We start from the raw sequence: 26815 nt of genomic DNA, 5'->3' as shown, positions 1-26815 counted from the left end.
GGATCTGTCCGGGTCGAGCTATCGCACCGGAACCGAGGTGAGAAGGTGGGCGGTATGTCGGTACAAAGCACGTTCGACGGGCTGGTAGCAGTGGTCACCGGTGGTGCGTCCGGCATCGGCATGGCCGTCACCGAGACCTTGGCGGCGGCGGGCGCGCGGGTGGCGGTGCTCGATCTGCACCCTGGCAACACCCCGGGGACCGCCCTGCGCTGCGATGTCGCCGATGACGAATCGGTCCGCAGTGCCATCGCGGGCGTCATCGACACCTACGGCCGGCTCGACATCCTCGTCAACAATGCGGGCATCGGCGCGCAGGGCACCATCGCCGACCACACCGACGACGAATGGCGGCGGGTGTTCGAGGTCAACGTCCTGGGCACGGTACGCGTTTCCCGCGCCGCGCTCCCCCACCTGCGCCGGTCACCGGCCGCCGCGATCGTGAACATCTGCTCGATCGCGGCCACCACCGGGCTGCCGGATCGCGCCGTCTACAGCGCGAGCAAAGGGGCGATACTGTCGCTGACCCGCGCGATGGCCGCCGACCACCTGCGCGACGGCATCCGAGTGAACTGTGTCAATCCGGGGACCGTCGACACGCCCTGGGTGCAGCGGCTTTTGGCGAGCAGCGCGGATCCCGGCGCGGAAATGGCCGCGCTGCAAGCACGTCAGCCGCACGGGCGGCTCGTCACCGCCGCGGAAGTCGCGAGTGCGGTGGCGTATCTGGCCGGGCCGGCGGCGGCGTCCATCACCGCGACGATGCTGGAGGTCGACGGCGGCATGCATTCGCTACGGCTGCGGTCGGCGGCGCAAGTCGCGGGGGCGCGCCGATGACCGCGCGCAGGGTGCCGCGACCACGAGACCTCGCACCACTGGTCAAGTTCGAGCGCCCGTTCGGTGGCCGGGAACGCAAACTGGCTCGGGCACAGACGATCTGGGAGCTGCGCGAGCTGGCCCGCAAACGCACGCCCAAGGTCGCGTTCGACTACACCGACGGCGCGGCCGATGCGGAGATCAGCCTCGCCCGTGCCCGGGAAGCGTTCGCCGACATCGAGTTCCGGCCCGCGATCCTGCGCGACGTCAGCAGCGCTGATACCACGGTTCAGGTACTCGGTAAGTCGGCTGCGCTGCCCTTCGGTATCGCGCCCACCGGGTTCACCAGGATGATGCACACGGCCGGCGAGCTGGCGGGGGCGCACTCCGCCGAACGCGCGGGCATCCCGTTCACGCTGTCCACCATGGGGACCACCGCTATCGAGGATGTCGCCGCAGGCACTGGGCCTAACGCGCGCAACTGGTTTCAGCTCTACATGTGGACCGATCGCGACCGGTCGCTGGCGCTGGTAGAGCGCGCCGCACGGGCCGGCTTCGACACCCTCGTCGTTACGGTCGACGTGCCGGTCGCCGGGGCCAGGCTGCGGGATGTCCGCAACGGCATGACGGTGCCGCCCTCGATCACCCTGAGCGGCGCGGTGGACGCATTGCGCAGGCCATGGTGGTGGTGGGACTTCCTGACCACCGAACCGCTGGCCTTCGCATCGCTGGACCGCTGGTCGGGCACGGTGGCCGAACTGCTCGATGCCATGTTCGACCCGACCGTCGGCTTCGACGATCTCGCCTGGATCAGGGCGCAATGGCCAGGCAAGCTGCTGGTGAAGGGCGTGCAGACCGTCGACGACGCCAAGCGCCTCGCCGGGCTCGGCGTCGACGGCATCATCCTGTCGAATCATGGTGGGCGGCAACTGGATCGCGCACCGGTCCCGCTGCACCTGCTGCCCGCGGTGGTGCGCGAGGTGGGCGATGACCTGGAAGTCCACCTCGACACCGGCATCATGCACGGCGCCGATATCGTCGCCGCCCTCGCGCACGGCGCGCGGTTCACCCTCGTCGGACGGGCCTACCTGTACGGGTTGATGGCCGGCGGCGAGGCGGGCGTGGACCGCACGGTCGACATTCTTCGTACGCAGATCGTGCGGACCATGAAGCTGCTCGGCGTCGGTTCGGTCGAGGAGCTCGAGCCGGGGCATGTGCGCCTGCTCGAGCGGTACCGCCCGCGCGAACAGCGTTAGCGCCTGTCGCAAAATCCGGTCGGCTCCAGCCCCGGCGGATGGGACTTTGCGACAGGCCCTAACGCTGTGCGGGATTCGTGATCAGCGGCAGATCCAAGGCGGTCAGGATGCCCGCGGGCGCTCGGACTACGGCGGGGATCGCGTTGACGATGCGCATGGCGGTGGCGAGCAGGGTGGCGTGGTTGTGGTCGCCGTTGCTGCTCGAAGTGACCAGATCCATTGCGTAACTGGGTTCGCCGGTGATCTCGACCCGATACGAGCCCTCATGATGGGCCGGTTGCGGCCAGTCCGGGCAGAGGTCGGGGTGCAGCCGGGTGACGTGCTCCAGGACCGTGACGGGCTCGTCGCCGACCATGCCGCGCACCTCGAAACGCAGGGCGGCCGCAGTGCCCTCGGCGATGTGGCCGGTGGCGATGTCGAAGGAGCGGTCGGCCGGGATCCGCTGGTAGGTCTCGGTGACCGCGTCGAGGGTGACGCCGATGCCCGCGGCGAGCTGGCGCACGGTGCCGCCCCAGGCCAGCGACAGCACGCCGGGCTGGAGCAACATCGGGATGTCGTCCAGTGGTTTGCCGAAACCCATGATGTCGAACATGACTTCGCGATTGTCGTAGCTGGCGTAGTCCACGATCTCGATGCAGCGCAGCTGATCGATGCGCAGGCAGGTGCCCGCGAGTGCCAGCGGCAGTAGGTCATTCGCGAAACCGGGATCGATGCCGTTCACCCACAGCGACGCATTGCCCTGTGCCGCAGCCTCTTGCACCGGCTTCAGCAGATCGTCGGGCAGGACGCCGTACGGGTATTGGAAGAATACCGGGGCGCACGCGACGACATTGATTCCGGCGCTGAGGATTCGCCGTAGGTCGGTGAGGGCCTCCATCAGGCGGTTGTCGGTCATCGAGCAGTAGACGACACAATCGGGGCGGGCCGCGAGGATCGCGTCGGTATCCATCGACGCGGTGACGCCTACCGGATGACCTAGTCCCGCAAGGGTTCCCGCGTCGATTCCGTCCTTGGCTGGACCTGATACCCAGACACCGGCCAGCTCGAGATCGGGGTTGGCGATGACACCTGCCAGGGCGTGCTTGCCGACATTGCCGGTGCCCCACTGCACTACGCGATACGTCATGTCACAGGTCCCCGATCGGGAGGTCGAGGTTGGGGGCGATCAGGCCGCCATCGGGTTCGAGCACCTTGCCGGTGAGGTACTTGCCCGCCGGGGAAACCAGGTAGAGCGCGGCTGCGGCGATGTCCTCGGGCTCACCCAGGCGGTGCAGCGGTGTCTTGGTTTCCAGTTCGGTACGCATCGCGTCGTTGCTCGCGACGATCTCCAGCGCGGAGGTCAGGATCGAGCCGGGGGCAATGGCATTCACCCGGATGCGCGGGTTCAAATCCAGGGCGGCGAGTTTGGTGTAGTGCGCCAGTGCGGCTTTGGCGGTGCCGTACGCCGCGAACGCACGGCCCGGCAACCGGCCCATGGTCGAGGTGATGTTGAGAATCGAACCGCCACCGGCGGTTTCCAGGATATGCGGCACCGCGGCGCGGACGAGTGCGTGCGCGTTGGTGACGTTGAAGTTGAACGCGTCCACCAGGGCCTGCGGGGTGGTGTCGAGCAGCGGGCACGGCATCGCGCCGCCGACATTGTTGACCACGATGTCCAGCCTGCCGAAGCGCTCCACCGCGATCCCGGCCAGTGCCGCGATCGCCTCGATATCGCTCAGGTCCGCCGGGACCACATGCGCCTGGCGTCCCGCCGCGGTCACCTTTTCGGCTATCTCGTCCAACTGGCTCTTGGTGCGCGAGGCGATGACGACATCCGCGCCCGCCTCCGCGAAGGCCACCGCGATCGCGGCGCCCAGCCCGCGGCCCGCGCCGGTCACCACGGCGACCTGCCCGTCTATGCGGAATCGATCCAGAATCATTCGCGCTCCATCCGCGCCGTCACCGACTCCCACCGATCCCCACCGGTCAGGTGTCGAATATTCGACGACTAATGCTCTAATATTCGACACATCGTAGGTCGCCCACCCGAGCAGAACAAGAGGTTCCGTCATGCCGGACCGCTCAGCGTCACCGCCGACGCGCCGCGTCATCGACATCGTGTCGCTGCTCGCGACGTCGACCGAGCCGATCAGCGTCGCCGGCATCGCCGAACGCCTCGACATCGCCCGCGCCACCGCAACCGCGATCCTCACCGAGCTGGATGCCGCCGGTTGGGTCGGCCGAGATCCGCATCGCGGCTACGCAATCGGCCCTGCCCTCGCCGGCCTGCACGGCGCGGCACTCCCCTCCGGTGTCGGCACCGTGCTTGCGGCACTTGCCGAACGGACCGGATCGGGCGCGACATTCAGTCGCATCGAGCCCGATCGCCTGACCGTTCTCGACGTCCGGCACGGCACCGACCGCGTGGTCCCCGGCATCCCGGTCGGGCATCGCATTCCGCTGCAATTCCCGGCCGGAGCGAGCGTGATGCCGTGGCGTTCGGCGAACGAACAGAACGCATGGACCGCGACCGCCGCCGGTGCGGACCGGCGCACCGCAAGCACGTTGCTCGCTGTCGTCCGAGAGCGCGGAGTCGCCGTCTTCCGACCGCGCGCCGACGACGCGGGCCTGGTCGACCTGCTGGCCGATCTACTCGGCGCCGTGGGATCCGAACTACTGCAACCACACCTGCGCACGCGCGCACTCCGCCAGCTCGCGGCACTCACGTCGCGGCCGTTCACCAGGAGTGAATTGGATTCCGAGGACGCGCTGGCATTGAGCTATCTGGCGGCCCCGGTTTTCGATGCCACAGGTACCGCCGCCTACGAGGTGCAGCTCGGGCCGCTTCGCGCAGAGGTAGCCAAACCTGAACGGGACGAGTATATTTCGGCCACTCTCGATGCCGCGCGGCAGTTGACGGCAGCTCTTTCGGGTAAGACACATCGCTGAGCTCTATGGCGTTATCTGACTGCGCTGTCGATCAGCGTTCGACACGATCTGTGCCCATCCGTTCGGCGCCCGCCCAGCACTCAGGATTCACCTTCCCGAGCGCACGGACTATAGGCGGCCGGAGCGGTCGCACCCGAGCGATATCGTTCCCGCTGGATTACCTATCGTTGCAAGACATCGGCACCGGAACACTGCGACGAGGAGCGGCCAGCATGGGCAAGGAGAATCGCCGGCGGCGTACAGGCCGCCGTGCGGAAGGCGGCCCAACCGGCCCATCCGGCACTTCGGCCTTCTGGTCTGCGCAACAGCGGTCCGCCGCCAGCTCGCCGGCGGACTCGGAGCAGATCGCCAATGCGGTGATGGCTGCCGCGATGGAGTTCGCGCAAGGCGCTTCAGTCGCCGCAGGGCGTTGCGCGACAGCGCTGGTCGGTCGCGGTCCGCTGACCCCGCAGGTGGAGCAGGGTGCGCACCTTGCGGAGCAGCACATCATTTCGCGGATCTTTCAGTACGGTTGGCTGCCCGAGGATGTGCACCAAGCTGCGCGGCGGCATCTCGACGAGTATGCGGTGGCGCTGCTGAGCGATGTGATCGCCGCGTATATGCGCCCGTTCACGCCCGCGTCGGTAGACGAGACGTGGCGTGCGCAGCTCGAGGAGCTCGATGCTGTGGTGTGGTGGTCGGAGTCGGCGCCGCACCTCGGTCAATGGGCGGTGAAGCATTTGCTGACCGCCGAGGAAGCGGTCACCACCGTGGTCGAGGCGCTGGCGTTGTTGATTCGGCTGCCGAAGTTGGAGCTCATCCGGCCGCTGCCCGGGACTGCGCGACCGAGTGCCGCGGGTCATCACCATGTGGACGAGAAGATATTGAGCCGGGTGCGGGGGTTGCTGGCGAAAGCCGAGTCGACGTCGTTTCCGGAGGAGGCCGAGACGCTGTCGGCGAAGGCGCAGGAGTTGATGACCAAGTACGCGGTGGATCGCGTGCTGGTCGACGCGGACACTTCAGTGCCGGAACTGCCCGGTGCGCGCAGGATTTGGCTGGATACGCCGTATGTAGATGCCAAGGCGTTGTTGGTCGATGTGGTCACCAAAGCCAACCGTTGCCGGGCGATTTTCTCCTCGGCCTGGGGGTTCATGACGGTCGTCGGGGACGAGAACGATCTGGATGTCGTGGAGCTGTTGACGACCTCATTGCTCGTCCAGGCGACCAGGGCAATGATCGCCAGCGGTAATCAGGCTGAACGTAGTGCCGACTCGCGGAGTCGTTCGTATCGGAAGTCGTTCCTCATCGCCTATGCCACGCGGATCGGTGAACGGCTGGTGGCAGCAAACGACAGCACTATCGCAAAATCAGTCGACTCTGCGCGGTTGCTGCCGGTGCTCGCTTCCCGTCAGTTGCAGGTGGACAAGGCATTCGATTCGCTGTTTCCGGAAGTACGGAATCGCGGTGTCTCCATTCCCAATGCGAACGGCTGGGATGACGGACGCGCAGCAGCCGAGACCGCCGAACTCGGAGCCCGCCGCCCCCTTCGCAAGTAGCCCGAGCTTTCTTCACCGCCGTCCAGTCCAACGTAATCCCCACAGCCGCACTCTTTCTCGGGATCCGCACTGAGGCGGATTCAAGGAGTGAATGCAACACCCCTGATCTGGGAGTGTTATGGCGTTGCGTGTGTCGCGTGCGGTGTTGCGGAGGTTCTGGGGTTTTGTGGGTGCGGGTGTGGCACCGGCGGTTGCTGGTGTTGTTGTAGGGGTGTCGGCGAGCACTGGTAATCGGTTGTTCGCTGAGGCTGGTGGGGTGAAACCGTGCCTGTGTGAGCCCGATTCGTCGAAGAACAAGGCCAGGTTGACCCTTGCCGAGCGGGAGGAGATCGCGATCGGCATCGCCAGGGGGGAGTCGGCGCGCTCGATCGCGGCCCGGTTGGGGCGTGCGCCCTCGACGATCACTCGTGAGATCGCGCGTAACGCCAAGACTCATCGGCACGGTCGCAGGGTTGCCTACCGGCACAAGCATCGGATCGGGGCGCGCCGCTGTGGCCCCGAGCAGCGGGTGAACTATCGGGCCGTGTCCGCTCAGCAGCGTGCCGAGTATCGATCCCGGCGCGGGAAAGTATCTAAGCTGGCCGACAATACGAGGCTGGCCGCCCAGGTCGGTGACTGGCTGACCGAGAAGTACAGTCCAGAGCAGATCAGTCATCGGCTGCGAGCCGAGTTTCCCGACGATCCGGAGATGCGGGTGTCTCACGAGACAATCTACCGGTCACTGTTCGTCCAGGGCCGCGGCGGTTTGCGCCGGGAGTTGCATCAACAGCTACGCAGCGGGCGCGCACTACGCAGGCCGCGGCGCTCGGTCGGGCAACGAGGCTCACCCATCGCGGGCATGGTCAACATCAGCGACCGCCCTGGCGAGGTCGAAGACCGTGCCGTGCCCGGGCATTGGGAAGGAGATCTGATCACCGGCGCCCACAACGGTTCAGCGATCGGCACCCTGGTCGAACGCATGACCCGGTTCGTGATCCTGCTCCATCTACCCGTCGATCATTCCGCGCTCGCGGTGCAGGAAGCGATGATCGCCAAGATGAGCCGGCTGCCGGCGATCCTGCGGAAAACCCTGACCTGGGACCAGGGCCGGGAAATGACCAACCACGCCCAGATCGCCGCCGCCACCGATCTCGACATCTACTTCTGCGACCCACACTCACCCTGGCAACGCGGCACCAACGAGAACACCAACGGCCTGCTACGCCAATACTTTCCGAAGGGAACAGACCTGTCGGTGTTCCCCGCCGACTACCTCGACTACGTCGCCGCCCAGCTCAACAATCGACCCCGCAAAACCCTCGGCTGGAAAAAACCCGCCGAAGCACTCGATGAACTACTCTCGAACCCCACCAACCCACCCGGTGTTGCAATGACCGCCTGAATCCGCCTGACTCGAGACCCCCGCAATCGGTGCAGATCCCGAGAGAGGGTGCGGATTTCCGCAGTAGCGGGGTTGGTTGGTGTAGCGGGGTGTCTGGAAACGACGAAAGCCCCCAGCGTTAGCTGGGGGCTTTCGTGAATGATGTTCCGGCGGTGTCCTACTCTCCCACACCCTGTCGAGTGCAGTACCATCGGCGCTGGCAGGCTTAGCTTCCGGGTTCGGAATGGGACCGGGCGTTTCCCTGCCGCTATGGCCGCCGTAACTCTATGAAACTGTCACACTCCGTGTCCCAGGTTCACCAGGAGAGTTGTTTCAGGGGCTTCGCCCCTGAAAACCCCACCCCGGTCGCAGGTTCGCAGGGCTGACCCTGAAACCGTTGAGCGTGTGAGATCTTCGCAGAGGCGCAAGCCTCTGAAACTCTCACTCCGAACCCGTGAACACGGTGTCGTGTGTTGTTTCAGATACTGCACAGTGGACGCGTAGCTTCTTTGTTGGTAAGTCCTCGGCCGATTAGTACCAGTCACCTACACCCGTTACCGGGCTTCCAGTTCTGGCCTATCAACCCCATGGTCTGTGGGGGGCCTTAACCACTCGAAGGTGGTGAGAAACCTCATCTTGGAACAGGCTTCCCGCTTAGATGCTTTCAGCGGTTATCCCTTCCGAACGTAGCTAACCAGCGGTGCTCCTGGCGGAACAACTGGCACACCAGAGGTTCGTCCGTCCCGGTCCTCTCGTACTAGGGACAGCCTTCCTCAAGTTTCTGACGCGCGCGGCGGATAGAGACCGAACTGTCTCACGACGTTCTAAACCCAGCTCGCGTGCCGCTTTAATGGGCGAACAGCCCAACCCTTGGGACCTACTCCAGCCCCAGGATGCGACGAGCCGACATCGAGGTGCCAAACCATCCCGTCGATATGGACTCTTGGGGAAGATCAGCCTGTTATCCCCGGGGTACCTTTTATCCGTTGAGCGACACCGCTTCCACTTGCCGGTGCCGGATCACTAGTCCCGACTTTCGTCCCTGCTCGAGCTGTCGCTCTCACAGTCAAGCTCCCTTGTGCACTTGCACTCGACACCTGATTGCCAACCAGGCTGAGGGAACCTTTGGGCGCCTCCGTTACATTTTAGGAGGCAACCGCCCCAGTTAAACTACCCACCAGGCACTGTCCCTGAACCAGATCATGGTCCGAGGTTAGAAGTCCAATACGATCAGAGTGGTATTTCAACGATGACTCCACGAACACTGGCGTGCCCGCTTCACAGTCTCCCACCTATCCTACACAAACCGTACCGAACACCAATACCAAGCTATAGTGAAGGTCCCGGGGTCTTTTCGTCCTGCCGCGCGTAACGAGCATCTTTACTCGTAATGCAATTTCGCCGAGTCTGTGGTTGAGACAGCTGAGAAGTCGTTACGCCATTCGTGCAGGTCGGAACTTACCCGACAAGGAATTTCGCTACCTTAGGATGGTTATAGTTACCACCGCCGTTTACCGGGGCTTAAATTCTCAGCTTCGCACCCGAAGGCGCTAACCGGTCCTCTTAACCTTCCGGCACCGGGCAGGCGTCAGTCCGTATACATCGTCTTACGACTTCGCACGGACCTGTGTTTTTAGTAAACAGTCGCTTCTCACTGGTCTCTGCGACCACCCCCAGCTCAGGAAGTAAATTCCGTCACCAGAAATGGTCCCCCTTCTCCCGAAGTTACGGGGGCATTTTGCCGAGTTCCTTAACCACAGTTCTCTCGATCGCCTTAGTATTCTCTACCTGACCACCTGTGTCGGTTTGGGGTACGGGCCGTGTACCAACTCACTAGAGGCTTTTCTCGGCAGCATAGGATCACTGAATTCGCCTCAATCGGCTACGCATCACCTCTCAGGCTACATGTCCGGCGGATTTGCCTACCGGACGCCCTACAGGCTTACACCAGTACAACCACTGACTGGCCCAGCTACCTTCCTGCGTCACCCCATCGCTTGACTACTACCAGCCGGGGTCATGTGCAGCCCCTCACTCGAGACCCGAAGGTCTTCTCGGAGGTTTTGGACACTTAGCACAACTGATTCATCATGGGCGCGGATACACGGGTACGGGAATATCAACCCGTTGTCCATCGACTACGCCTGTCGGCCTCGCCTTAGGTCCCGACTCACCCTGGGCGGATTAACCTGGCCCAGGAACCCTTGGTCATTCGGCGGACGAGTTTCTCACTCGTCTTTCGCTACTCATGCCTGCATTCTCACTCCCATAGCCTCCACAACTAGGTCACCCTGCTGCTTCCATGGCTATAGGACGCTCCCCTACCCATCCACACCGCTGCACCACCCCCCGTAGAGAGTGGCGGACGTATTGTGTGAATGCCGCGGCTTCGGCGGTGTACTTGAGCCCCGCTACATTGTCGGCGCAAAATCACTTGACCAGTGAGCTATTACGCACTCTTTCAAGGGTGGCTGCTTCTAAGCCAACCTCCTGGTTGTCTTCGCGACTTCACATCCTTTTCCACTTAGTACACGCTTAGGGGCCTTAGCCGGCGATCTGGGCTGTTTCCCTCTCGACTACGAAGCTTATCCCCCGCAGTCTCACTGCCACGCTCTCACACACCGGCATTCGGAGTTTGGCTGATTTCGGTAAGCTTGTAGGCCCCCTAGACCATCCAGTAGCTCTACCTCCGGCGTGAAACACGTGACGCTGCACCTAAATGCATTTCGGGGAGAACCAGCTATCACGGAGTTTGATTGGCCTTTCACCCCTACCCACAGCTCATCCCCTCAGTTTTCAACCTAAGTGGGTTCGGGCCTCCACGACGTCTTACCGTCGCTTCACCCTGGCCATGGGTAGATCACTCCGCTTCGGGTCTAGAACATGCGACTGGATCGCCCTATTCGGACTCGCTTTCGCTACGGCTACCCCACACGGGTTAACCTCGCCACATGCCACTAACTCGCAGGCTCATTCTTCAAAAGGCACGCCATCACCCACAGTCGACCAAACGACTCGCAGGCTTTGACGGATTGTAAGCGCACGGTTTCAGGTACTATTTCACTCCCCTCCCGGGGTACTTTTCACCTTTCCCTCACGGTACTAGTCCGCTATCGGTCACCAGGGAGTATTCAGGCTTACCGGGTGGTCCCGGCAGATTCACAGCAGATTTCACGGGCCCGCTGCTACTCGGGTACTCACTACGAGAGCCGTTGAGTTTTCGTCTACGGGATTCTCACCCTCTACGACAGGCCGTTCCAGACCACTTCGACTAACACAACGGTTTCTGACTCCCGCCTACCACGGCAGTGATAGGAAAATGAGCCCCACTACCCCACATACACAACCCCTGCCGGGTATCACATGTACATGGTTTAGCCTCATCCGCTTTCGCTCGCCACTACTCACGGAATCACAATTGTTTTCTCTTCCTGTGGGTACTGAGATGTTTCACTTCCCCACGTTCCCTCCACACACCCTATATATTCAGATGCGGGTAACACGACATCACTCGTGCTGGGTTTCCCCATTCGGAAATCCTCGGATCTCAGCTCGGTTGACAGCTCCCCGAGGCTTATCGCAGCCTCCTACGTCCTTCATCGGCTCCTGGTGCCAAGGCATCCACCGTACGCTCTTAAACACTTACTAACAAAGATGCTCGCGTCCACTGTGCAGTTCTCAAACAACACACCCACTCGAACCCGTTTCCTCGACCAAACCGGCCCGAAGGCCAGCGGTATCCAGGAGATCCGAGCGGATCGTATGTCGATATCCAGAAAGAAAGACTCGCGTCTGTTCTTTCAGGACCCAATAGTGTGTCGGTATATCACCGCGGCCAACCACAGAGGGCCGGCCGAGTGCGATGAAGTTGTCAGTGTTCCACCCATGAGCGTCCGCCGGATGACGTATGCATCCGAAACGGTCTCTGCCACAAGACGTTTAACATCCCACCTGTGTGGGTGTCCGTGGAGATGTGCTCCTTAGAAAGGAGGTGATCCAGCCGCACCTTCCGGTACGGCTACCTTGTTACGACTTCGTCCCAATCGCCAATCCCACCTTCGACGGCTCCCTCCCACAAGGGGTTAGGCCACCGGCTTCGGGTGTTACCGACTTTCATGACGTGACGGGCGGTGTGTACAAGGCCCGGGAACGTATTCACCGCAGCGTTGCTGATCTGCGATTACTAGCGACTCCAACTTCACGGGGTCGAGTTGCAGACCCCGATCCGAACTGAGACCGGCTTTAAGGGATTCGCTCCACCTCACGGTATCGCAGCCCTCTGTACCGGCCATTGTAGCATGTGTGAAGCCCTGGACATAAGGGGCATGATGACTTGACGTCGTCCCCACCTTCCTCCGAGTTGACCCCGGCAGTCTCCTGCGAGTCCCCGCCATTACGCGCTGGCAACACAGGACAAGGGTTGCGCTCGTTGCGGGACTTAACCCAACATCTCACGACACGAGCTGACGACAGCCATGCACCACCTGTACACCGACCACAAGGGGGCCTACATCTCTGCAGGTTTCCGGTGTATGTCAAACCCAGGTAAGGTTCTTCGCGTTGCATCGAATTAATCCACATGCTCCGCCGCTTGTGCGGGCCCCCGTCAATTCCTTTGAGTTTTAGCCTTGCGGCCGTACTCCCCAGGCGGGGTACTTAATGCGTTAGCTACGGCACGGATCCCGTGGAAGGAAACCCACACCTAGTACCCACCGTTTACGGCGTGGACTACCAGGGTATCTAATCCTGTTCGCTACCCACGCTTTCGCTTCTCAGCGTCAGTTACTTCCCAGAGACCCGCCTTCGCCACCGGTGTTCCTCCTGATATCTGCGCATTTCACCGCTACACCAGGAATTCCAGTCTCCCCTGAAGTACTCTAGTCTGCCCGTATCGCCTGCAAGCTTAAGGTTGAGCCCCAAGTTTTCACAGAAGACGCGACAGACCGCCTACAAGCTCTTTACGCCCAGTAATTCCGGACAACGCTCGCACCCTACGTATTACCGCGGCTGCTGGCACGTAGTTGGCCGGTGCTTCTTCTACAGGTACCGTCACTTTCGCTTCGTCCCTGTCGAAAGGAGTTTACAACCCGAAGGCCGTCATCCTCCACGCGGCGTCGCTGCATCAGGCTTTCGCCCATTGTGCAATATTCCCCACTGCTGCCTCCCGTAGGAGTCTGGGCCGTGTCTCAGTCCCAGTGTGGCCGGTCACCCTCTCAGGTCGGCTACCCGTCGTCGCCTTGGTGAGCCGTTACCTCACCAACAAGCTGATAGGCCGCGGGCCCATCTCGCACCGATAAATCTTTCCACCACAAAACATGCATTCCATGGTCATATCCGGTATTAGACCCAGTTTCCCAGGCTTATCCCGAAGTGCGAGGCAGATCACCCACGTGTTACTCACCCGTTCGCCGCTCGTGTACCCCGAAGGGCCTTACCGCTCGACTTGCATGTGTTAAGCACGCCGCCAGCGTTCGTCCTGAGCCAGAATCAAACTCTCCGTTGAAGACTCTTGACTTACCCCGAAGGGCTAATCAGAAGAATAACTAGAGTCCGAAAACCTAGCAAAACAAAACGCCAGCAAAAAGATTTGCTGACTAAATGTCCGACCTCTCAACCGGGGGGTATGAGAAGCCGGAACCAATTAAATAATTGGCACTGACATTCATCGACACACTATTGAGTTCTCAAAGAACACACGCACACGCCATCTCGCGGGGCTGGCCCGGTCGATCGGTGAGGCAACTTATCAAGCTTAGCTCAGCCATGAACCCGACGTGAAATCGGGGTACCGGTAGAGCTAGTGTGAGCGTCAGGCGCTCCTCGTCCTACCTCGTTTCCCGGTCCATCCGCGCAGCGTCTCCACTGTGCTTCTCGGCTCCGGGTCGGTGTCCGTGTCGCTCTGACTTGGATAAAGTTACGCGGCGGAGAACGCCACGTCAAATCGCCTGCGCAGCCCGAGAATTCGCAGGTCAAGACCCCTGGCATCGGGCGAAGATCGGCCTGAATCACACGAATGTGACTCAGACCACCGCAACTTCATCCGAACGAGGCCCGCCGGCCTAGCCACGGCCCCTGTCAGTTGGCCAGTGCGTGCTCTGCCCCGCGGTGCAGTGGCACGGGATTCGTCTCCCGCGCGTGATCCCGCACGATCCCCTTGGCCGCTGAGTTCGCCTGCTCCAACTGAGCCTTGCGATCGAACAGCGCCTTGGTGAGCACACAGGCCACGTCCGCATCCAAGTTGTCCCGCACCAACAGCACATTGGGCACGACGATGGACGGCACGTCTTCCGGCAGTCCATAAACAGCGGCGGGAATGGCGCCCAACTCGTACACCGGGCTCAGGATGCGCATACCGGCCAGCAGATCGGATGTATCGAGGAAGCGGAATCGGTCCCCGCCGGAGCTGAACAGCTCTACCAGGCCCGGCGTGGGCAGGCCCCCGGTAAAGAAGAGCGCATCGAGCGACCCGTCCTTCATCCCGGCGACTGCCTTCGTGAGATCCAGGCGATGAACCGCAATATCGCTGTCCGGGTTCAACCCGGCCGCCCGCAACTGCCGACGTGCCAACATCTCGGTACCGGATTTCGGCGAACCGGTCGACACCCGCTTACCGCGCAGCTCCGAAACAGAGGTGATGCCGGAGTCGGCCCGCACAACCACCGCCGCGTAACTCGGGTACAACCGCGCCAACGCCTGCACCGGCTGCTTCGCCCCGTCGAAAGTCCCGATCCCGAGCACCGCGTCGGCGGCCGTATCGGTTTGCGCGAACGCCACCTGGTACTTCCCTGCCACCAATTGCTGAATGTTCTGCACCGACGCCATCGTCTCCGCGGCCGTCGCCGTCACCTTGCCGCCGGTGGCCAGCGTGATCTGGTCCGCGTAGGCATTACCCAGCGCCGAGTACACACCGGTCGCGTTGCCGGTGGCGATGCCGAGCTCGGTCTCCTCCTGCACCGTGCAGGTGACCGGCGCTCCCGAGTCGGTAGGCGTTCTCTCCTGGCTCTTGGAACATCCGGTGACGAACCCGGCCGACACCGACACCACGGCGACAACGATCGCCACTTTCCTCATCTCATCCTCCCTGGCGTGCGCCGGCGACCACAGCGGCCGCGACCCACTCCGCACCAACACCGTGTGCTCCGCCTGGTCGACCACCACCGGCGGCCGGCTCGCCACGGACTCGAGCCGGCCGCCTTCGCGAGGTGGTCGGGTTTCTATTTGGTCAGTGCGTGGTCGGCGCCGCGGTGCAGCGGGACCGGATCGGTGTTGCGGGCAGTGTCGCGAGTGATGCCCTTGGCCGCGGAGTTCGCCTGTTCCAGTTGCGCCTTGCGGTCGAACAGCGACTTGGTCAGCACGCACGCCAGATCGGCGTCGAGGTCGTCGCGGACCAGCAGCACGTTGGGCACCACGATGGTTTTCGCGTCGGCGGGCAGGCCATAAGTGGCGGCGGGGATCGTGCCTGCCTCGTACACGGGGCTCACCTTGCGCATCGCGTCGAGCTGAGCCGGGAGGTCGAGGAAGCGGACCTTGTCCCGCGAGGAGGTGAAGAGGTCGGTGATACCGGGAGTCGGCAGACCACCGGAGAAGAACATGGCGTCGATGGAGCCGTCCTTCATACCGTCGACGGTTTTGGTGAGATCCAGGCGCTGGGCCGAGACATCGCTGTCGGGATTCAGGCCCGCGGCTTGCAGCACGCGCTGGGCGATCACCTCGGTGCCGGACTTGGGCGAGCCGGTGGACACACGCTTGCCTCGCAGGTCGGCGACGGAGTTGATGCCTGCGTCGGCGCGCACCACCACCTGGGTGTAGTTCGGGTAGAGGCGGGTCAGGGCCTGCACCGGTTGCTTCTTGCCGTCGAAACTGCCGGTGCCGAGTACGGCGTCCGCAGCGGTGTCGGCGAGCGAGAACGCCACCTGGTAGTTGCCCGCGACGAGCTGCTGGATGTTCTGCACGGACGCACCCGTTTCCGAGGCGGTCGCCTTCACCTTGCCGTTGGTCGCCTGCGCGATCTGATCGGCGTAGGCGTTGCCCAGCGCGAAGTACACGCCGGTCGCGTTGCCGGTCGCGATGCCGACGCGGGTCTCCTGCTTCACCTCGCAGGTGATCGCGCCCCCGGCGTCGTGGTGCGGCGCATCCCGCCGGCCACCGCAGCCGGTGAGCAGACCGGCCGATACCGCGGCTACCGCGAAAATTACGGCGACTCTTCTCATGTCGTCCTCCTTCGAGTGAGCAGAGTGATCCCGATGGCCGCGGACAACGCGACCAGTCCGGCGATGAGCGCGCCGGTCTCCAGGTACAGCAGCAGCAGACCGCCCACACCGGCCAGCACCCTGGCGACCGGCCGGGCGGGGCCGACCCCGAGGATCCAGCCGCCGGTGGCGACCGCGAGGCCCGCGACACCGAGGCAGGCGGCGGCCGTGGCCCACAGGATGCCGAGCAGCGGGCCGCGGCCGAGCAGATATTCGCCCGGCTCGGTCAGCACGAAAACGACCGGCACCAGGAACGCGGGCAGCGCGTATTTCAGCGCCTGCCACATGGTCGGCACGGTGCGCGCGCCGGTGACCGCGGCCGCGCCCACCGCGGCCAGTGCCGTCGGCGGCGTCACCTCCGACAGCACCGAGTAGTAGAAGACGAACATGGCGGCTGCCGGCGGTGGCACGTCGAGCGCGAGCAGCGCGGGCCCGATGATCGCCCAGCCGATGATGAACGACGCGGTCACCGGCACCGCGAGACCGAGCAGGGCCAGCGCGATAGCGGCGAGCACGACAGTGCAGGCCAGCACCACGGTGTGGTTGTCGGACAACGCTTTCGCCGCCCGCACCAGCAGAGCGGCCAGTTGCGCGCCGAGTCCTGTCTTGGTCGTCATCGCGGTGATCACGCCCGCCGAGGCACACACCGCGACCACCGGCAGGGCGGCGCGCACACCGCTGCCGATCGCGTAGAACACTCGCCGCGGCGACCGTGCGTTGGCGCGGGTACGCGGGTCCAGGAAGGAGAGCACGAAAGCCAGCACCGTCGCGTAGACGACCGCGCGGGTGGCGCTCACGTCGATCAGCAGCAGCACGACGATCGCGATGAGCGATAGGAAGTGGTAACCGAAACGCAGCAGCAACCGCCAGGCCGAAACACCGTCCGTCTCCACCGGTTTGGTGCCCAACCGGCGCGCGTCGATCTCCACGGCCAGCAGGATCCCGAGGTAGTAGAGCACGGTGGGGATCAACGCCCAGCCGAGCACCGTGACGTAGGAGACCTCCAGATACTCCGCGACGATGAACGCCGCGACCCCCAGCGTGGGCGGCGATAGGATCGCGCCGACACCGGCGGCCGCGAGCATGCCGCCCGCCTGCTCCGGTGGATAACCCGCCCGCTTCAGGATCGGCCAGGTGACCGCGCCGACCGTCACGGCCGTCGCGGTGCCGGAGCCCGACACGGTGCCGAGCAGGAAACCCGAGGCGACGGCGGTCCGTCCGGCGGCGCCGCGCGAGCGCCGGAACGCGGCCACCGAGAGGTCGACGAAAAACTGTGCCGCACCGGAGAATTCGAGGACGGCTCCGTACAGCGTGAACAGCACGATATAGGTGGCCGCGACATCCAGTGGCGTGCCGTAGAACCCGCTGCCCGAGTTGAACAGCGCGTCGATGATCTGCCCGAAGTCCAAGCCCGCGTGCGCGATTGTCCAGTCCTGCGGCAGGAACCCGCCGTAATACCCGTAGGCCACGAACACCAGGCAGACCGCGACGAGCACCCAGCCCGTAGTGCGCCGGCACGCCTCCAGCACCAGGATCAGCAGCACCGCGCCCATGCCGACGTCGACCGGGTCCAGCAGCCCCTGCCGATCCAGGAAGGCGTTGTATCCGCCGCCGCCGGAGCCGATCGTGAACGGCAGCACCGGATACAGGCACACCAGTACGGCAACGCCGGCGAGCAGCCAATCGAAGATGCCGGGTCCGTCGGCCCGATCGAGGAACCGCACGCCGGACCGGTACGCCAGGAACACCATCGGCAAGGTCGCCGCCAGGAACACCACCAGGTAGTACTGGCTGCCCTGCGGCAACGGCCGAAATACCTGCCACACCACCAACATCGCGACGACGAACGACGTCACCGCGACTATCCGCTCGGCCCAGCCGGTCAGGACCCGGGCGGGCTTCTCCTCATCATCGACCTCCAGCAAGGAGGGCCGATCTTCCACGGGCGCCTCGGCATCCAAACGCTCGCCCGCCGTGTTCGACATGGCGGAACGATAGCAACGCACGCCCGGTTGTATACGGGTATTGAAAACAGGGGTACCGGTCGCCTTTCAGTTTGCGGCCGCCCCCGGCAACCCGCGGGCGTCACTTCGGCGCGTCCTCCTGCGGATCTCCCGCCGCCCGAAGGAGTTTGGCGCCGAGATCACGCAGCATGGTTTGCATCTCCGGCGGTTCCCGCACCTCGAACTCCACGCCGAGGTGGGCGATCCGCAGGGCGGTCCACTCCAGCGAGTCGGCGCTGGTGCGGATCAGGCAGCTGCGATCGTCGATCGGCTCGACCTCCTCGGGTCGCACGCGGAAAATCTCGGCTAATTGCTCGGCCGAGGCGTGCACCAGGATGACCACCCTTCGTGCCGGCCGGGAGTGGGCGAGTTGAGCGGTGACGAAGGCCGCGGCATCGGCGGCGGGTAATTCCCTTGGTGCGCACCGCACTCCGGTCGGAAAGGGAGCCTCGACCCGATCGAGGCGGAAGGTCCGCCAATCGGCCCGGTCGACATCCCAGGCGACCAGATACCAGCGGCGGCCCGCCGAGACGAGGCTGTGTGGCTCGGCGAATCGTTTGCTCTCCGCGTCGCCCTTGTCGCGATAGCGGAAGCGGATCCGCTCGCCGTCGCGGGCCGCGGCGGCCAGGACGACCAGGGTCTGCGGGTCGACGCGCGGCCCGGTGCCCGGGCCACCCAGCGAGACGGTTGCCGAGTCGATGGCGTCCACCCGGCCGCGCAGCCGCGACGGCAGCACTTGCTGAAGTTTGACCAGAGCCCGCGCGGCAGACTCCTCGATGCCGGCAACCGAACCTTGCGCGGCGCTGCGCAAACCGAGAGTGATCGCCACCGCCTCCTCGTCATCGAGCAGCAGCGGCGGCAGCGCGGTCCCGGCTTCGAGGCGATACCCGCCGACCGCGCCGAGGCTGGCGTGCACCGGATACTCCAGTTCACGCAGCCGCTCGACATCGCGACGCACCGTGCGCACGGTGACGCCGAGGCGTTCGGCCAGCTCAGGGCCGGTCCATTCGCGGCGGGTCTGTAGCAGCGACAGCAATTGCAGCAGTCGCGCGGCGGTCTCGGTCACTGTTCCAGTATTGCGCGCAATGAGGACCGATCCTGACCTCATTGCCACCTACCGTGGCGTTTGTGAATGCAGAGCGAGACACCATCCAGATCGTCGGAGCCCGCGAGAACAACCTGCGCAACATCTCGCTGGAGATCCCGAAGGGCAAGATCGTGGTCTTCACGGGCGTGTCCGGGTCCGGCAAATCGTCGATCGTGTTCGGCACCGTCGCGGTCGAGTCGCAGCGCCAGCTCAACGAGACCTACACCTGGTTCATCCGCAACCGGCTACCGAAGTACGAACGCCCGGAGGCCGACGCGATCGACAATCTGGCCCCCGCGGTGGTGGTCGACCAGCGGCCGATCGGCGGCAACTCCCGCTCCACCGTCGGCACCATGACCGACATCCAGTCGATCATCCGGGTGTTGTTCTCCCGGCACAGCGAACCGAGTGCCGGTGAGGCGACCAGCTATTCGTTCAACGACCCGCTCGGCATGTGCCAGGAATGCGGCGGGCTGGGCCATGTGGTGCGGCCGGACCTGGACAAGCTGCTCGACACCGACAAGTCGCTCAACGAAGGGGCGATCACCTTCCGGCCGTTCGCCATCGGCACCTTTCAGTGGCAGTTGTACGCCGAGTCGGGGCTTTTCGATCCGGACAAGCCGTTGCGCGACTTCACGGCCGAAGAGTGGCAGCTGTTTCTGCGCGGCAACGGGTTTCGGGTGCCGCGGCCGAACAAGACCGGCAGTATGGGTAACAACGCCTATGAGGGTCTGCTCGAACGGTTCGATCGCCTCTACATCAAGCGTGATCTCGACGCGCTCTCGGACAAGAACCGGGCGGCCGCGCGTGAAGTGGTCACCGAGGAGGTCTGCCCGGCCTGCGGCGGTGCGCGGCTCAACGCCGCCGCGCTGGCCAGCCGGATCGACGGGCTCGGCATCGCCGACTACGGCAGGCTCGAGGTGTCGGACCTGATCGAGGTGCTCGGCGCCCTCGGTGATCCGATCGCCCAGCCGATCGCCGGGGCCGCGATCGCCCGGCTGCGCCGGATCGAAGAGGTGGGTCTGGGCTACCTGTCGCTGGACCGGGAGACCTCGTCGCTGTCCGGTGGTGAGGCGCAGCGGCTCAAAGTCGTTCGGCACCTGGGCTCCAGCCTGACCGGCATGACCTACATTTTCGACGAGCCGAGCGTCGGCATGCACCCGCGCGACGTGGGCCGGTTGAACAACCTGCTGATCCAGTTGCGCGACAAGGGCAATACGGTGCTGGTGGTCGAGCACTCCCCCGACGTCATCGCGGTCGCCGACCATGTGGTGGACATGGGCCCAGGCGCGGGCGGGCACGGCGGACAGGTGATGTTCCAGGGCACGGTCGAAAAGCTGCGTGCCTCGGGAACATTGACCGGTGAGCGGCTGCGCCGGGTACAGCCGGTCAAGGACGAGACCCGCGCGCCGACCGGGTGGCTGAGCGTCACCGATGTCGCGTTGCACAACTTGAAGAACGTCACCGCGCGGTTCCCGACCGGTGTGCTCACCGCGGTCACCGGTGTCGCGGGCTCGGGCAAGAGCACGCTGGTCTCCGGCGCGTTCCTGGCCGCGCACCCCGACGCGATCGCGGTGAACCAGTCGGCGATTCATGCGTCCCGGCGCTCCAGCCCGGCCACCTATATCGGCATCATGGATCCGCTGCGGCAGCTGTTCGCCAGGGAGCACGGGGTGAAGCCGGGCCTGTTCAGCTTCAACTCCGACGGCGCGTGTGCCGAATGCGGCGGCGCGGGCGTCATTTTCACCGATCTGGCGTACATGGATCCGATCACCACCGTGTGCCAGGTCTGCCACGGCAGGCGATTCCGGCCGGAGGTGCTCCGGTACACGGTGCATGGTGCGTCGGTCGCCGACGTGCTGGACATGACCGCCGAACAGGCCCTCGACTTCTGGGACGGGCACGCGGACAGCAAGATTCGGAAGCCGCTGCGCTCGCTGAACGAGGTCGGGCTCGGCTACCTCACCCTGGGCCGCTCGCTCAGTTCGCTGTCGGGCGGGGAACGCCAGCGCATCAAACTGGCCGACCATCTGCACCGCAGCGGCGGCATCTACGTGCTCGACGAGCCGACCACCGGCTTGCATATGGCCGACGTCGACACGCTGATGGCATTGCTCGACCGCCTGGTGGACGCGGGCAATACGGTGATCGTCATCGAGCATGACCTGGATGTGGTCAAACGGGCGGACTGGGTCATCGACCTCGGTCCGGACGGCGGTAAGCACGGTGGCGAGATCGTGTTCACGGGCACGCCCGCCGCGCTGCTCGCCGCCGAGAACTCGATTACCGCCGATTATCTGCGGCGCAGCCTGGTCGATGCCGCGTAGGAGGTTCTGGTCGCAGCGCCGGATCCGTGCGCTTCAGGACTGCTCGACCATCGCGCGGCGCAGGGCGGCCAGTTCGAGGTCGGTGAGGCCGTTCGCCCGCAGCCAGCGGGCGGCGCCGCCGTGGTCGGTATGCAGGTCGCGCAGGAAACGGCGCATCGGGGCCGGGTCGACGTCGAGGATTCCGGTGCGGACCGGCGGCAGACCTCGATAGGAAGGCATGGCGTCGAGACGGGCGCGGATGCGGACGATGCGTTCCGCGGTGAGCGCGTAGTCCGCGACGATGGCCTCGGCGTGCACGCCCACCGCGTCGAGCAGCATGGCCGCGAGGATCCCGGTGCGGTCTTTGCCTGCGGCGCAATGGAAGACGACCGAATGCCGGCGCGCATCACCGATCAATCGTGCGGCGGACACCACGGAGTCGGCACTGCCGGAAAGCAGTTCGTGGTAGAGCCGCCGTAGATCGAACCGGTGCGCATCCGGCACCAGTTCGCTGGGCGCTGCCGTACTCGCCACCTTGCACACCGGCAGATTGACCAGCCGTACGGGGCTTTTCGCGAGGCGGCCGTACCCCTCTCGCGTAACCTCCGATGGCGTCCGCAGATCCACGAGGGTCCGCAAACCTACCGGCCCGAGCAGATGGGCCAGGTCCGATTCGGACAACTGCTGGGGTGTGCTGGATCGATAGACAACACCGAAACGAGTTGCGCCGCCGCCCTGCACGGGCAGACCACCGAGATCACGCGCATTGTCGATCTCGGCGAATGTCACCCACCGGCGCGCGGTGCGGTCGCTATCCATGACTGACTCTCCGCAGGCCCGGATCAACGCTCGCCGGGCTCGCAACACCAGTCTACGGCGAGCACAGCGTAAAGGTGTTGCCGGGCGCTGGCTTTCGTGCTTCGCTGGCCGCTTCGTGACCTCGCGAGGGTCTGCTGAGAGGAGCACGCACCGGTGCCGATGCTGACTTCGGGCCCATCCACCACCGAGATCCGGTCGGCGCTCTGGTCGGTTCGGTTGATCTTCTTTCTCACCGGGTCGCTGTTCGCCACCTGGGTTGCGCGCACGCCGACCATCAAGGACGAGCTCGGGCTCGATGAAGCCGGGCTGGCAACAGCATTCGCGGGGTTGAACATCGGTGCGGTGCTCGGCCTGCAACTCGGCAAGTTCGTCACGCTGCGGTTCGGTAGCCGCGCCACGCTGCGCCTCGCGGTGCCGCCGTTCGCGCTGTCGCTGTCCGGCCTGCTGGTCGCCGGGAACTTGGCTGGTCTGACAGCGGCGCTGCTCGTGTTCGCGGTGCTCAACAGTGTGGTGGACGTCGCGATGAACGCGCACGGGGTGGCCGTGGAAAAGGCCAGTGGGCGGCCGCTGTTGTCCGGCATCCACGCCTGTCACAGCCTGGGCATGATCGGCGGTTCGCTGGTCGGTGCGGCGGTCGAGCGGGCGCAGGTGACGCTGGCAGGCCACTTCCTCGGTGTCAGCGCGCTGGTCGCCGTCGCGGCCGTGCTCGGCGCGCGCGGGATGTTGCCGTCGGCCACCGACCGCACCGTGCGTGGCGCGGAAGTCGCCGGTGGGGGCAGGCCGCGTTGGCCGACCAGGTTGATCGTCCTCGGCGTACTGGCGTTCTGCGTGGCGCTGGCCGAAGGCGCGGCCAATGATTGGACCGCCGTCTACCTGCGCGACGAGACGCACGCCAGCACCACGGTCGCGGCCCTCGGCTTCGCGCTGTTCGCCGGGTCGATGTGCGCCGGGCGGCTGCTCGGCGATCGGCTCGTCGCCTGGTCCGGCCCGGTGCGGCCATTTCTGATCGGCACCCTCACGGCCGGACTCGGCCTGGGCACGGCACTGCTGATCGGGGATACCACCGCGGCACTGATCGGATTGGCGGTGTTCGGCCTCGGCATCTCGTACACGCTGCCGCTGGCCTTCGCCGCGACCGGCACCGTGGCCGGCGTCGCACCCGCCCGTGCCATCGCCAACGTATCGTTCGTCGGCTACCTCGGTTTCTTCACCGGCCCGGTGCTGATCGGTTACGTCGCCCAAAGTCACGGTCTCACGGTCGGACTCGCGATTCCGGTGCTGTTCGTCCTGGCGGCAGCGGCGGGCGTGGGCGCACTGCGCACCCGGCACTGAACCGCATCGGTGCGGGTGATCAGCGCAGCGACGCGACCATGACGAGGATGATGGTGGGCATGGCGATACGCGATGTGGTGCGTGCGGGCGCCTTCACCCGGATCTACGATCCCGGTCTCGGCGAGCCGGAGCCGTGGTACATCAACGATCACACCATCGTTCGGGCCGCGGGTGGGCGGTGGCATCTGTTCGGGATCACACATCCGGAGCCCGCGGATCCGTTCGACGAGACCGAGTTCGCGCATGCGACCGCCGACGACCTGTTCGGGCCCTGGACCAAACAGCCGTCCGCGCTGCACGTCGACCCGGACTATGGGGAGACGCATCTGTGGGCGCCGTTCGTCATCGCGGCGCACCGGCGGTACTACATGTTCTATGCGGGCGGCGGCACGGACCGGACCGCCGCCGTGATCAACCTGGCCACCTCCACCGATCTGTTCCATTGGGCGCGTAGACGTTCCGGCCCGCTGTTCCGCGACGGCTACGACGCACGCGACCCGATGGTGGCCCGGGTCGGTGACCAGTGGGTGATGTATTACTGCGCGACCAGCACACCCGCGGGCGGTCATCATGTGGTCGCGTACCGCACCAGCACCGATCTCGTGCACTGGGGCGAACGGCACATCGCCTACACCGACCCGACCAAGGGCACCGAGGCGGGAAATACCGAGTCCCCCTTCGTCGTCCAGCACAACGGCTGGTGGTATCTGTTCATCGGCCCGCGCCCGCGCTACGTCGGTACCGATGTGTTCCGTAGCGACAGCCCTTTTCGCTTCCGGATCGGCGACAAGATCGGTCATATCGCCGCGCACGCTGCCGAGGTGGTGCACGACGACCTCCGCTGGTGGGTGACCAGCGCGGGCTGGGGGCAGGGTGGCGTCCACCTCGCTCGGCTCAGCTTCCCCCGGCCACGCGACCCGCATTCGGTGAATGCCGTACCGAGATAGCCTGATTCGGTTCAGGCAGCCCGGCCGGTGGACTCGGTCCGCCGGGCGAGCTGGATGGCGGCGATGATCTCGGCGGCCCATTCGGCCGGATTGTGCTGCCCGAGTAGTTCACTCAGGCAGACCAGTCGCTCCCTGCGTTGCGCGGGCGCCAGATTCAGCGCACGCCGCAGTGTGTCGACCAGGTCGGTCGGCGAATTCGGTTCGGTGAGCAAGGCTCCGGCCGCCAACTGCGCCGCGGCGCCGGTGTGCCGCGAGAGCACCAGCACACCGCAACCGCCGACGGCCGCCTGCGCTGCGATGAATTCCTTGGCGGTCAGGTTCATGCCGTCCTGCAGCGAGGTCACCCAGAACACGTCCGCGGCGAGATAGTGGTCGACGACCTCGGGAAAGCTCAGGAACTCCGGGAAGTATTCGATGGGTTGCCAGCCGCCGCTCGCCCAGGCGCGGTTGACCTCATCGATACGGCGCTCGAGCAGCTGCCTGGTCGCGTCGTAGGCGGTGAGGCCGGGTTCCGGTGGCGGGCAGACGAGCCGGAACCGAAGCGCGCCGCGCAGTTCTGGATGGCGGGCCAGCAGCTCGGCGATCGCGTCGACCTTTTGTACCGGGGCTTTGATGTAGTCCAGGCGTTCGACCGAAAGCACCACGGGCCCCTCGTGTTTTCGGCGGCCGAGCGGGCGGCTCCGGGCCAGCTGCTCGATCGCGGCACGGTCGATGCCCAGCGGGTGGACGCCGACCAGGGGACGCCGGGCGTGGTCGGTGAGTGACCCGAGGAAGCGGTCGGCGAAGACCTCGGTGTGGAAACCCGCCCAGTCCAGCGCGCCGAGCGAGGCGCGGATCTCGGCGGCCGGTGGCAGCGCGGCGAAGACATCCGGATCGGGGAAAGGTGTGTGGTGGAACAGGCCGAGCCGCAGGTCCGGTCGCGTCTCGCGCAGCCGGCCCGGCACCAGCCACAGGTTGTAGTCGTGCAGCCACACGGTCGCGCCCGGCGCCGCGTGCACGCTGATGTGGTCGGCGAAACGCCGGTTAACTGCACGGTACTCGGCCCAGGCGGCGGGATCGAAACGCGCGCGGTGCGGTTGCGACATCAGGACGGGCCACAGCGCTTCCTTGCAGGCCCGGTGGAAGTATCCGCTCCATTCGGCCGAGGTCAGCGGCAGAAAGGCCAGGGGCAGGCCGGTGCCATGGTCGTCGAGGTGCGCGGCGGATTGGTGGGGTTCGATGACGACGCCTGCCGCCCACACCGCCCGGAGGTTCCCGGTGAACACACTGTGCAGGGTCGGCAGGATGCCGTTGGGGCTCGATGGGCTGCGCCAACCGTCGGGGGTCCAGGTGATCGGCGCGCGATGGTAGCCGACCACCAGTGGGTAGTCGGGCTCGATCCAGCCCAGATCCTGTAGGGCAGACAGGATTCCGGCGGCGCCGGGCAGCGCAGGTCGATGTGCCGCGTCCGCGGCGGGCACCGCGCTCAGCAGGCTGCGTTCCGCGTTGCCGACGATCACACCGTGGGCCCCACGGCCGAACATCGAGCGGGCGTTGGCGGAGTCACCCGCGACCAGCACCGCGTCCATCGACCAGCCCTGTTGCATGGCAAGGGCGACGAGCGCGTTGCCCTTGCTCGCGTGGGCGGGCAGCACGTCGAAGTAGGTGTCGGCCGAGTACTGCCACGAGCAACCCAGCGCGTGCACGGCGTCGATCAGTTCCGGTGTCAGTCCCGCGGGCGGCAGATGGAACGAGCAGCGTCCGTCCTGCGTCACACCGTGTTGATAGGTGAGCGCCGGAAAATGGCGCAGGGCAACGCGAATGCGGTCGGCACCCGGCCAGCCTGCGCGCAGCGCTGTTTGCAGCGCGGTGACCGGGGTGAGGTCCGCGCCGTCGATGAGGCTGGCGCCGACGTCGGCGATGATCCACCGTGGCTGCGGGACAAGAGGATCGCGCAGTACCGCCCGGATCGATTCGAGGCCGCGACCGGTCGCGAAGACCACCGTCACCTCGGGATGCCGGGTCAGCGCGTTGCGTAGTCGCAGCCGATCGGTGGCGGTGCCGCCCAGCAGGGTGCCGTCGAGATCGGTGACGAGAAACCTCCGGACTACCCCGCGGGATCGTTCGCCGGGTGAACTTGCTTCCGGCTCAACAGATTTGGGACCATCGCCGGTTGCCATCTACGCAACGATAGCAGGAACGCA

Annotated in this window: 16 protein-coding genes and 3 rRNA genes; 8 read left to right on the top strand and 11 right to left on the bottom strand. The window is 65.2% G+C overall.

Annotated elements, in window-relative coordinates:
• The first annotated feature begins 54 nt into the window (after positions 1 to 54).
• Positions 55 to 831, top strand: a complete 777-nt coding sequence (locus DBO33_RS19520; RefSeq protein ID WP_107656327.1) for an SDR family NAD(P)-dependent oxidoreductase — start codon at positions 55 to 57, stop codon at positions 829 to 831.
• Positions 828 to 2066, top strand: coding sequence for an alpha-hydroxy acid oxidase (locus DBO33_RS19515; protein ID WP_107656326.1), 1239 nt, complete (start codon positions 828 to 830; stop codon positions 2064 to 2066). The genes DBO33_RS19520 and DBO33_RS19515 overlap by 4 nt, the downstream gene beginning before the upstream one ends.
• A gap of 58 nt (positions 2067 to 2124) precedes the next feature.
• On the opposite strand, the gene DBO33_RS19510 is transcribed toward DBO33_RS19515, so the two are convergent.
• Together DBO33_RS19510 and DBO33_RS19505 are read right to left on the bottom strand one after the other, a co-directional pair.
• Positions 2125 to 3192 (bottom strand): NAD(P)H-dependent amine dehydrogenase family protein, encoded by a 1068-nt coding sequence (locus tag DBO33_RS19510; RefSeq protein WP_107656325.1) that lies wholly within the window; start codon positions 3190 to 3192, stop codon positions 2125 to 2127.
• A gap of 1 nt (position 3193) precedes the next feature.
• Entirely contained in the window at positions 3194 to 3985 is a 792-nt protein-coding gene (locus tag DBO33_RS19505) for an SDR family oxidoreductase (protein WP_107656324.1), read from the bottom strand.
• Between the two features lie 130 nt (positions 3986 to 4115).
• Between DBO33_RS19505 and DBO33_RS19500 the strand changes: the two genes are divergently transcribed.
• The 3 genes from DBO33_RS19500 (at position 4116) to DBO33_RS19490 (ending at position 7910) form a co-directional block, all read left to right on the top strand.
• Complete coding sequence (locus DBO33_RS19500) at positions 4116 to 4994, top strand: helix-turn-helix domain-containing protein (RefSeq protein ID WP_107656323.1); 879 nt, start codon at positions 4116 to 4118, stop codon at positions 4992 to 4994.
• Positions 4995 to 5206: 212 nt separating this feature from the next.
• The gene (locus DBO33_RS19495; protein ID WP_107656322.1) at positions 5207 to 6529 is read left to right on the top strand and encodes a DUF2786 domain-containing protein; all 1323 of its coding nucleotides are present in this window, start codon (positions 5207 to 5209) and stop codon (positions 6527 to 6529) included.
• A gap of 118 nt (positions 6530 to 6647) precedes the next feature.
• The gene (locus DBO33_RS19490) at positions 6648 to 7910 is read left to right on the top strand and encodes an IS30 family transposase (protein WP_234390923.1); all 1263 of its coding nucleotides are present in this window, start codon (positions 6648 to 6650) and stop codon (positions 7908 to 7910) included.
• 144 nt (positions 7911 to 8054) lie between these two features.
• Here DBO33_RS19490 and rrf read toward each other — a convergent pair.
• From rrf to DBO33_RS19455, 7 genes are all read right to left on the bottom strand, one after another.
• Positions 8055 to 8171: ribosomal RNA gene (rrf, locus tag DBO33_RS19485) — 5S ribosomal RNA — on the bottom strand.
• A 229-nt stretch (positions 8172 to 8400) separates the two neighbouring features.
• Positions 8401 to 11537 (bottom strand): 23S ribosomal RNA (locus DBO33_RS19480).
• 336 nt (positions 11538 to 11873) lie between these two features.
• Positions 11874 to 13392: ribosomal RNA gene (locus tag DBO33_RS19475) — 16S ribosomal RNA — on the bottom strand.
• The 16S, 23S and 5S rRNA genes sit together here, the layout of an rRNA operon.
• A 572-nt stretch (positions 13393 to 13964) precedes the next feature.
• Entirely contained in the window at positions 13965 to 14960 is a 996-nt protein-coding gene (locus DBO33_RS19470) for a TAXI family TRAP transporter solute-binding subunit (protein ID WP_107660409.1), read from the bottom strand.
• A gap of 143 nt (positions 14961 to 15103) precedes the next feature.
• Complete coding sequence (locus DBO33_RS19465) at positions 15104 to 16099, bottom strand: TAXI family TRAP transporter solute-binding subunit (RefSeq protein WP_107656321.1); 996 nt, start codon at positions 16097 to 16099, stop codon at positions 15104 to 15106.
• Positions 16096 to 18123 carry a TRAP transporter permease gene (locus DBO33_RS19460; RefSeq protein WP_107656320.1) on the bottom strand — a complete coding sequence of 676 codons (2028 nt, stop codon included), beginning with the start codon at positions 18121 to 18123 and terminating at the stop codon, positions 16096 to 16098. The genes DBO33_RS19465 and DBO33_RS19460 overlap by 4 nt, the downstream gene beginning before the upstream one ends.
• 100 nt (positions 18124 to 18223) lie before the next feature.
• Positions 18224 to 19207: a helix-turn-helix transcriptional regulator gene (locus DBO33_RS19455; protein WP_107656319.1), complete on the bottom strand. Its 984-nt coding sequence runs from the start codon at positions 19205 to 19207 to the stop codon at positions 18224 to 18226.
• 62 nt (positions 19208 to 19269) lie between these two features.
• On the opposite strand from DBO33_RS19455, the gene DBO33_RS19450 reads away from it, so the two are divergent.
• Entirely contained in the window at positions 19270 to 21555 is a 2286-nt protein-coding gene (locus DBO33_RS19450; protein ID WP_107656318.1) for an ATP-binding cassette domain-containing protein, read from the top strand.
• 33 nt (positions 21556 to 21588) lie between these two features.
• Here the strand turns inward: DBO33_RS19450 and DBO33_RS19445 are convergent, their stop codons facing one another.
• Positions 21589 to 22353, bottom strand: a complete 765-nt coding sequence (locus tag DBO33_RS19445; protein ID WP_107656317.1) for a tyrosine-protein phosphatase — start codon at positions 22351 to 22353, stop codon at positions 21589 to 21591.
• Between the two features lie 159 nt (positions 22354 to 22512).
• Here DBO33_RS19445 and DBO33_RS19440 point away from each other — a divergent pair, with 159 nt between their 5' ends.
• Entirely contained in the window at positions 22513 to 23685 is a 1173-nt protein-coding gene (locus tag DBO33_RS19440) for an MFS transporter (RefSeq protein WP_107656316.1), read from the top strand.
• A 59-nt stretch (positions 23686 to 23744) separates the two neighbouring features.
• Positions 23745 to 24632: a glycoside hydrolase family protein gene (locus DBO33_RS19435; protein WP_234390922.1), complete on the top strand. Its 888-nt coding sequence runs from the start codon at positions 23745 to 23747 to the stop codon at positions 24630 to 24632.
• Positions 24633 to 24643: 11 nt separating this feature from the next.
• On the opposite strand, the gene DBO33_RS19430 is transcribed toward DBO33_RS19435, so the two are convergent.
• Positions 24644 to 26791, bottom strand: a complete 2148-nt coding sequence (locus DBO33_RS19430) for a trehalose-6-phosphate synthase (RefSeq protein WP_107656315.1) — start codon at positions 26789 to 26791, stop codon at positions 24644 to 24646.
• Positions 26792 to 26815: the final 24 nt, after the last annotated feature.

Source organism: Nocardia suismassiliense (assembly GCF_900269665.1).
In the GTDB taxonomy this organism is placed as follows: Bacteria; Actinomycetota; Actinomycetes; order Mycobacteriales; family Mycobacteriaceae; genus Nocardia; species Nocardia suismassiliense.
The sequence above is the reverse complement of the archived record's forward strand: the minus strand, read 5'-3'. Positions and strand labels throughout refer to the sequence as shown.